The sequence below is a fragment of the Mesorhizobium sp. M0808 genome (assembly GCF_040320025.1).
GTDB lineage: Bacteria > Pseudomonadota > Alphaproteobacteria > Rhizobiales > Rhizobiaceae > Mesorhizobium.
Window position 1 is genome coordinate 22332 of sequence record NZ_JAMYOX010000053.1, and the last position, 7338, is coordinate 29669.

The following is a 7338-nucleotide window of genomic DNA, read 5'->3' on the forward strand; positions in this document are numbered from 1 at the left end:
CTCACAGTTGCGAGCCGGCATAGGAGACTACGAAAAGTCTGACCCGACACGTGATTCCATCTTGTACACAAGCTATTCCTGTGTTAGCCTTTTAAATATGGCGAGCTGGCTTGAGGAGGGCTCGCACGCTGCTGCACTGGGAGGTCAGAAGTTTGAGCAAAGGTCTCGATCGAGATCCGCTAATCAGGTTCGACATGGTTAGCAAGACGTACGATGGAAAGAACTTCGCCGTTCGCGATTTGTATCTTGACATCTACGAGGGCGAGTTTCTGGCTTTGCTCGGACCCTCAGGGTCGGGAAAAAGTACAACTCTCGGGATGCTCGCGGGTTTCGAGCATCCATCCAGCGGCAGCATCACTTTGGCCGGGAGATCGCTTCAGGACATCCCAACTCATAAGCGAAAGTTTGGCATGGTGTTCCAAAACTATTCGCTCTTCCCACACATGACAGTGATGGAGAACATTATTTTCCCGCTTCGAATGCAGGGAATGTCGCGGAAGGATGCCTACAAGCTCGGGCAATCGGCGCTTGAGATGGTCGATCTGCGCGACCCGCAGATGGGCAAGAGACGACCTGATCAGCTCTCAGGTGGTCAACAACAGCGCATCGCGCTTGCGCGCGCGCTTGTTTTCAAACCAGTTGTAATTCTCTTCGATGAACCGCTCGGCGCGCTGGACAAGAGGCTGCGCGAACAAATGCAGCTCGAGCTGCGTCAGATACATAAGCGCCTCGGCGTCACGATGATCTTTGTCACGCACGATCAGAGTGAAGCACTCACAATGGCGGACCGGATCGCAGTATTCAACGAGGGCCGGATCCAGCAAATTGCCTCACCCATGCAGCTTTATGACGAGCCAGCGACCCTCTTTGTCGCTTCATTCGTTGGCGATAATAATAAAATAAATGCCAAGGCTATCCGATCGCAAGGCGAAATCTGCCAGGTAGAGCTTAAGGATGGTTCCCGAGGCGAGGGAATTAGTCCGAGCCTCATTCAGCCGGATGCGAATGTGGTTGTGGTGGTCCGTCCAGAGTGCATCGTAGTCTCTCCAACCGACGATCTCACCAACAAATATCCTGCCCGCGTTAACGAGGTCATCGCGCTGGGTGACCAGACCAGACTTAGGCTGGATGTGGCAGGAAATGAAGAGATTCTTGTCAAAATTCCAAGAACGGGCGGTGCTCTAGAGTACAAAGTCGGGCAGAACCTGGTCGTTGGATGGAAGTCGCAGGACTGCAGGGTCCTTCGAACTTAACAACGGGATCACACCGCAATTGTTGGCGAGCGTTCACAAGATTCGACGGACGACGCATGCCTAACATGCATCGGAAATGTCAATATTCACAAAGGAAGAAAAGGGGAAGTGCATGCGCAATATCTCAAAGAACCTATACTCGGCTCTCACTATGGTGGGATTGCTCGTGGGAACTGCGGTGGCCGCAAAAGCCGATGATCTTACCATCGCAACGTACGGCGGCTCATTCGAAGGCGCTTTGCGGGCAGAGGTATACGAGCCTTTCACCAAGGACACAGGGATCAATATCCTCGCGGATGCCTTCTCGGGCGACGTCGGAAAAATCCGAGCCATGGCCAGTACCGGGACATACAATTGGCAACTTGCCGAGAGTGAATCTGTGATCGCAGCCATTGGCTGCCAGCAGGACTTCTTGGAACGGATTGATCTCGGCCGGCTCAAGCTGACAGAGAATGATTTTGTTCCTGGAAGTCTGATTGAGTGCGGTATCCCCGACGTCATCTATTCCGTCAATTTCGCCTATGACACAAATCAGGTAGCGGAACCTAGTCCAAAGTCATGGACCGACTTCTGGAATGTAGAGAAATGGCCGGGTAAACGAGCAATGCGCAAGTCTCCCAACGGGACGTTGGAATTCGCCTTGCTGGCCGACGGCGTGCCGATGGACAAGGTCTACGAAGTGCTGGGTACCCCGGAAGGAGTTGATCGGGCGTTCGCTAGCCTATCAAAGCTCAAGCCAAACATCGTTTGGTGGGAGACCGGTGCGCAGTCAGTACAGCTTCTCGCTGATAAAGAAGTGGCAATGACAGTGGGCTGGAACGGTCGACTGTACAGTGCCGCGCACAGTGAAGGGCAAAAACAGATCAAGACCGTGTGGAATCAATTCCGCTGGGAAACGTCAATGTGGATCATGCCGAAGGGGGCTCCGAACGTTGATAGTGCCTACAAGTTTCTCCAGTACGCCACTAAGCCGGAGCTGATCGCTGATATCACGAAACACGTCGCCTACAGCCCGGCTGTAGTAGCTGCGGAAAAGCATATCAAGCCGGAACTCAATGCCGAACTCCCGACAAGCGCCGAAAACGTGAAAAACGGGTTTCCGATGGACGTCCAGTTCTGGGTAGATCACCAGGAAGATCTGACACAGCGCTTTAACAACTGGGTTGCTCAGCAATAATTCCGGTAAATTCAGGCGGCCTACCCGCTCTAGACAGGATCGGCTTTGGACATTGCCGGAGTATTTGATAACCATGACTGCTAAAGCCATATCCAACGATCTAAATGGATCGGCCGCCCTTAGCTATCGCCGCGAGATGAGAAAGAGAGAGGTGCGCCAGAGCGTACTCGTCGCGCCTCTCTTCTCGTATCTCGCGCTGATATTCGTCATCCCAATTGTCGTAATGCTGACCAGGAGTATTGAAGACCCTGAGGTCTCTGTTGTGCTGCCAATGACCGCTGATCTAATCCAACGCTGGGATGGCACAGATCTGCCAAGCGAGGAGGTATTCGCCGCCCTTGCTACCGACATCAAACAAGCCGTTAGCAACAGGAGTCTGGGCCAGGCGGGTAGTCGCTTGAACTATGCGATACCCGGGTTTCAATCTCTTCTGACGAAAACCGGACCGAAGATATCTAATCTCCCAACGGTCGATGCCGCAGAAGCGCTGGGCCAGATCGATCAACGCTGGACAGATAACCGCTATTGGCTCGCGCTCCGCAACGCATCGAGCACCTATTCGCTGTTCTACTTTAGAACTGCGCTTGGATTATCCAACACAGAATCTGCTTCGGAGGGCAGTGGTTTTTATCTCGACGTGCTCGTCCGCACGTTATGGATGACGGTGGTGGTTACATCAGCTTGTGTAGCCCTTGGATACCCACTGGCTTACTTTCTTGCACATGCATCGGAGGCGTTGCGAAATAAACTAATTCTCTTTGTGCTTCTTCCATTCTGGACGTCTTTGCTAGTGCGCACAACTGCGTGGTTTGTGCTTTTACAAAAGCACGGGTTGGTGAACGACACAGGGATATTTCTGGGGCTGTGGTCCCAGCCTTTGGACCTGATCTACAATCGCTTCGCGGTGTATGTTGCTATGACTCATGTGATGCTGCCTTTTATGGTGCTTCCGCTTTACAGCGTAATGTTGAAAATTCCGAGCACATATATGAACGCGGCGGCTACGCTAGGAGCTCATCCGTTTCGAGCTTTCTGGGAAGTCTACCTTCCGCTTAGCGTTCCGGGCCTGGGAGCCGGCATATTGTTGGTGTTTATTGTTACACTGGGATTTTATATCACACCTGCTCTTCTTGGTGGCTCGGCCGATCAAATGTTGAGCTACTATATAGCTCAGAACGCTAGCAACTTCGGGAATTGGGGTCTTGCGGCCGCCCTTAGCGTGCTCCTACTTGCCGTCGTTGGAGCCGTCATTTTCTTGCTCGGCAGGCTTAGAGCCGCCAGCATCATGCAGGAGGCATAGGAATGACCTCGGTAATAGCTAAGCGGCTCCCTGGCTTTTCGACGATGACACTCTGGATTGTCAGTTCGCTGATAATGGGCTTCCTCATTATGCCGATCATTGTAATCATACCCTTATCATTCAATTCGGCACCCTATTTTACGTATCCAATGCCGGGGCTTTCATTGCGTTGGTATGCTGAGATTTTCGGGGATTCCTCAGCATCGCTTATGTGGCAAAGGGGCATCCAGAATAGCTTCATTGTCGGCATTTCATCGACTGTCGTAGCGACCGTTCTGGGGACTTTGGCTGCATTGGGGCTGAGCCAAAGCAACTGGCGATTTAAAAACATGGTGTTCGCTGTCCTTGTATCGCCGTTGGTAGTGCCGGCAATTGTGTCCGGACTCGGGTTCTTCTATGTCTTCGCGAAGTTGAAGCTGGTTGGTACATTCTGGGGCTTAATATTGGCTCACGCGGCGCTTGGCGCTCCGTTTGTTGTGATAACCGTTTCCGCCACCCTAAAAGGATTCAATCAAACACTCTTGCGGGCAGCGGAGGTACACGGGGCGTCGCCTGCGCGTGCCTTCTGGGAGGTGACTTTGCCATTGATTTCACCAGGGGTGATCTCTGGTGCGATCTTTGCCTTCGTTTGGTCGTGGGACGAAATCGTTGTGACACTATTTCTTGCTACGCCTCCGCAGCATACGGTGCCGATACGGATGTGGAGCGGCGTGAGGGAAAGCTTCAACCCCACGATAACTGCAGTGGCCACTCTATTGATCGGCATGGCGATTATATTGATGCTTCTGGTCGATCAGTTGAACCGACGCAGTCTCCGCTTCAAGAACGCTTCGCTGTAAGTCCTACGGCAAGCTCCGTCGGCCTCATCAGTCACCCATTGCTCCCACTTCTACCACCGGTAGAAATCAGAGTAGCAATCTCCCTCGAAACTAGAAAGGAAACGGAAATGGATCAGACAGTGGACCAAGTTAGCGTTGAGCGCGGATCCCGCGTTAACAAAGTACAGGAGAAGTGCCGGGAACGTGGTGTTGACGTGGCGATTTTTACGAGCCCTGAGAACATTTATTATCTGGCCGGCCTCGACTATGAGGGCTACTTCTGCTTGCACGCGCTCCTGGTTCCAGCCAATGGTACGCCTTTGCTCTTTGCGAGAAGCATTGAGACGCCCACCATCCTGCGGCAAGCTAAAGATGTTCAATTTATCGGTTATGCCGACAACGACGACGTTGCAGCGGCAATCGCGTCGCAACTGGTCGCGATTGCTGGCAAGAGCCCGCGTGTAGCGTTGCAAAGGAACAGTGCCTTTAACGTCGTGATCGACGCTCCTCTTCGGGTGACCCTCCCGAGCGCTGAGTTTGTCGACTCATCAGGCATTGTCGAAGAGATGCGTGTGGTCAAATCCCCCTTTGAAATCGAACAGGTTAAGCGCGCGGCACAAATCTCCGACATCATGATTGCTGCAGGACTTCGGACAGCCGGCAATGGCGTGACCGAAAACACTGTCGCGGCCGAGGTCTATAGGGCCATGATTTCCGCCGGCGGACGGTCCCCCGGGTTCCCCCCATTTATTAGGTCCGTGGACAGGATTTGCGAACCGCACACCACCTGGACTTCCCGGGAGCTCAACACGGGCGACGCGTTTCTTTTGGAGCTTTCTGGCTGCGTCGCTCGATATCACGCTCCGATGGCCCGATCCGGCTATGTCGGTCCAGCTCCTGCGTCGGCAAGGAAGCTATCCGAAATTAGCAATCAGGCACACATCAAGGCCTTGAATGCGCTCAAGCCAGGCATACTCGCGTCGGATGTACATGCTGCATGGCGGGCTCATCTTGATGCATCCAAGGCGTTCCCGAGGCTCGAGCATTGCGGTTACACAGTCGGGATCTCATTTCCTCCGACCTGGACCGGCGGCCCCGGTATAAACAGTCTGCATGGGGCGAGCACTGTCCAGATCAGAGAGGGGATGGTATTTCACCTTCTCACATGGATCACGGATGATGCTGGCAACGACAATTTCTTGTCGGATTGTGTTTTGGTTGAGAAGTCCGGCGGTGTCTTCTTGACGAATTCGTCAAGAAATCTCGCTGAAATTTAGCAGCACCAACGGTGCTAGCTGGGATCTCTGGCAGGTACATAGGATTGTGAAGGCAATGAACATTATAGAAGCTGGTCGCTCCTTCAATTCAGCATCAGAAATCTATGAGATTCTGCGGGATCGTATAGCTCTATTAGAGTATTTGCCGGGAACAAAGTTGTCGGAGAACACACTCGCCGCTGAGTTCGCGATCAGTCGAACACCCCTCCGGAAGGTGCTTCAGCGCCTCGAATTTGAACACCTTTTGGTGAGATCTCAAGGCTCCTATACCACCGTAACGGAAGTCGATGCAAAAACGCTCAGCCAGATATATGAAGTGAGAATGGTTCTGGCTGAGAACCTCTACAGATTTATTGACCTGCCAATTCCTGTTATGACGATTCAATCTCTCCAGAGCTTAGCTGAGGAAGCAGAACAACTATTGTCAAATCGTGATGTACATTTGTTGGGCAAGATACATCGCGAGATAGAAGAAGCGCTCGCAGGTGCGATTTCAAATGTCAGAGCGAGAGAAATTACGGAGCAACTTTATTTCGAAATTGGCAGAATTTGGTTGAGTTGCGTGCCGAAGTTGAACTGGCAAGAAGAGGTTGAAACTCTTTCATCGGAACTTCGCGAGCTGATTTCTGTACTACAGCGTGGCGACTTACGCGGCTTCGGCTTTCTCAGACGAAACCAAGCGGCAATGGCGTTTGACCGAATTTCCAAAGTCATTTCGCGCGATGAAGCGCCGGGGGGCTAAAGTCAAAATCCACCCTGGGCGATCAACTCAGTGTCGTCACCTGTCTGCACGCTTTTCCCTCTTGGGGTCAAACACTGCCCCGCTGGACCATTAGCAGCGCCATGGATGATTCCTGCCTTTAGCTTTCTGGTTGCGGTTCGAGCTTTGCGACCCGGCCTGGCGAGCGTCGATCGGCGGAGCGCCGCCATCTGCCGGCTGCGGTCACTCTCCTGAACATGGAATTCGACCCCATCCGCAGTGTCGGGTCCGCTTTGCGGGTCGTGGTCGAGTAGCTCAGCCATTCGGCTTTCGCCCTCACAGATCCGGGCGGGCGGATTTCCCGCACCCGGCTCTTCCCGAGGGTAACCCGCGTCATATCCGTGCTTGCGCCCAAGTTCGAGTGATGCGCGGAGTTGGCAGGGGGAAAGCGCGCCGTCAGGGTCTCGAACTCCGACCAGCCCATGCGCCGGCTTTTCTGGCTGCGCCGTCTCAGACACCGTAGCCATATCCGGCGCATTTGCCGATGGAATGTAAGCGCCAAGCTGACCCCATCTGGCGCGGCTTGAGGTGATGAGCGAGACATACTGACACTGAAGCAAGGAGCCGAGGAGCTTGCAGTGTCAATTTCTATGTCTGCGCCTATGCCTGATGATAGAAGTTTCCATGTTCTTGAAGCGGTTGCCAACCGACTGGAGGCAAGCCCGCAGCGTCCGCGGCGGCGCTGGTCGGCGGAAGCGAAGTCGCGGCTGATCGAGGCGACACTGAAGCCGGGCGCGAATGTATCGGCCATTG

6 protein-coding genes are annotated in these 7338 nt (G+C 53.5%); all 6 read left to right on the forward strand.

Annotated features, from left to right (window positions below; genetic code table 11):
• Positions 1 to 152 precede the first annotated feature (152 nt).
• The 6 genes from NKI25_RS32495 to NKI25_RS32520 all read left to right on the forward strand — a co-directional run bounded on the left by NKI25_RS32495 (position 153) and on the right by NKI25_RS32520 (position 6567).
• Positions 153 to 1253 (forward strand): ABC transporter ATP-binding protein, encoded by a 1101-nt coding sequence (locus NKI25_RS32495; RefSeq protein WP_353000487.1) that lies wholly within the window; start codon positions 153 to 155, stop codon positions 1251 to 1253.
• Between the two features lie 112 nt (positions 1254 to 1365).
• A complete protein-coding gene (locus tag NKI25_RS32500) occupies positions 1366 to 2430 on the forward strand; it encodes an ABC transporter substrate-binding protein (RefSeq protein WP_353000488.1) in 1065 nt (354 codons plus the stop codon).
• A gap of 73 nt (positions 2431 to 2503) precedes the next feature.
• The gene (locus tag NKI25_RS32505; protein WP_353000490.1) at positions 2504 to 3730 is read left to right on the forward strand and encodes an ABC transporter permease; all 1227 of its coding nucleotides are present in this window, start codon (positions 2504 to 2506) and stop codon (positions 3728 to 3730) included.
• A 2-nt stretch (positions 3731 to 3732) separates the two neighbouring features.
• Entirely contained in the window at positions 3733 to 4569 is an 837-nt protein-coding gene (locus tag NKI25_RS32510; RefSeq protein ID WP_353000492.1) for an ABC transporter permease, read from the forward strand.
• A 107-nt stretch (positions 4570 to 4676) separates the two neighbouring features.
• Positions 4677 to 5825 carry a M24 family metallopeptidase gene (locus tag NKI25_RS32515; RefSeq protein WP_353000493.1) on the forward strand — a complete coding sequence of 383 codons (1149 nt, stop codon included), beginning with the start codon at positions 4677 to 4679 and terminating at the stop codon, positions 5823 to 5825.
• Positions 5826 to 5880: 55 nt separating this feature from the next.
• Positions 5881 to 6567 carry a GntR family transcriptional regulator gene (locus tag NKI25_RS32520; protein WP_353000495.1) on the forward strand — a complete coding sequence of 229 codons (687 nt, stop codon included), beginning with the start codon at positions 5881 to 5883 and terminating at the stop codon, positions 6565 to 6567.
• Positions 6568 to 7338: the final 771 nt, after the last annotated feature.

Excerpts from the sequence above, each read along its gene's own strand:
- NKI25_RS32510 (WP_353000492.1), top strand. The coding sequence starts at position 3,733 with ATGACCTCGGTAATAGCTAAGCGGCTCCCTGGCTTTTCGACGATGACA.
- NKI25_RS32505 (WP_353000490.1), top strand. The coding sequence starts at position 2,504 with ATGACTGCTAAAGCCATATCCAACGATCTAAATGGATCGGCCGCCCTT.
- NKI25_RS32520 (WP_353000495.1), top strand. The coding sequence starts at position 5,881 with ATGAACATTATAGAAGCTGGTCGCTCCTTCAATTCAGCATCAGAAATC.
- NKI25_RS32500 (WP_353000488.1), top strand. The coding sequence starts at position 1,366 with ATGCGCAATATCTCAAAGAACCTATACTCGGCTCTCACTATGGTGGGA.
- NKI25_RS32515 (WP_353000493.1), top strand. The coding sequence starts at position 4,677 with ATGGATCAGACAGTGGACCAAGTTAGCGTTGAGCGCGGATCCCGCGTT.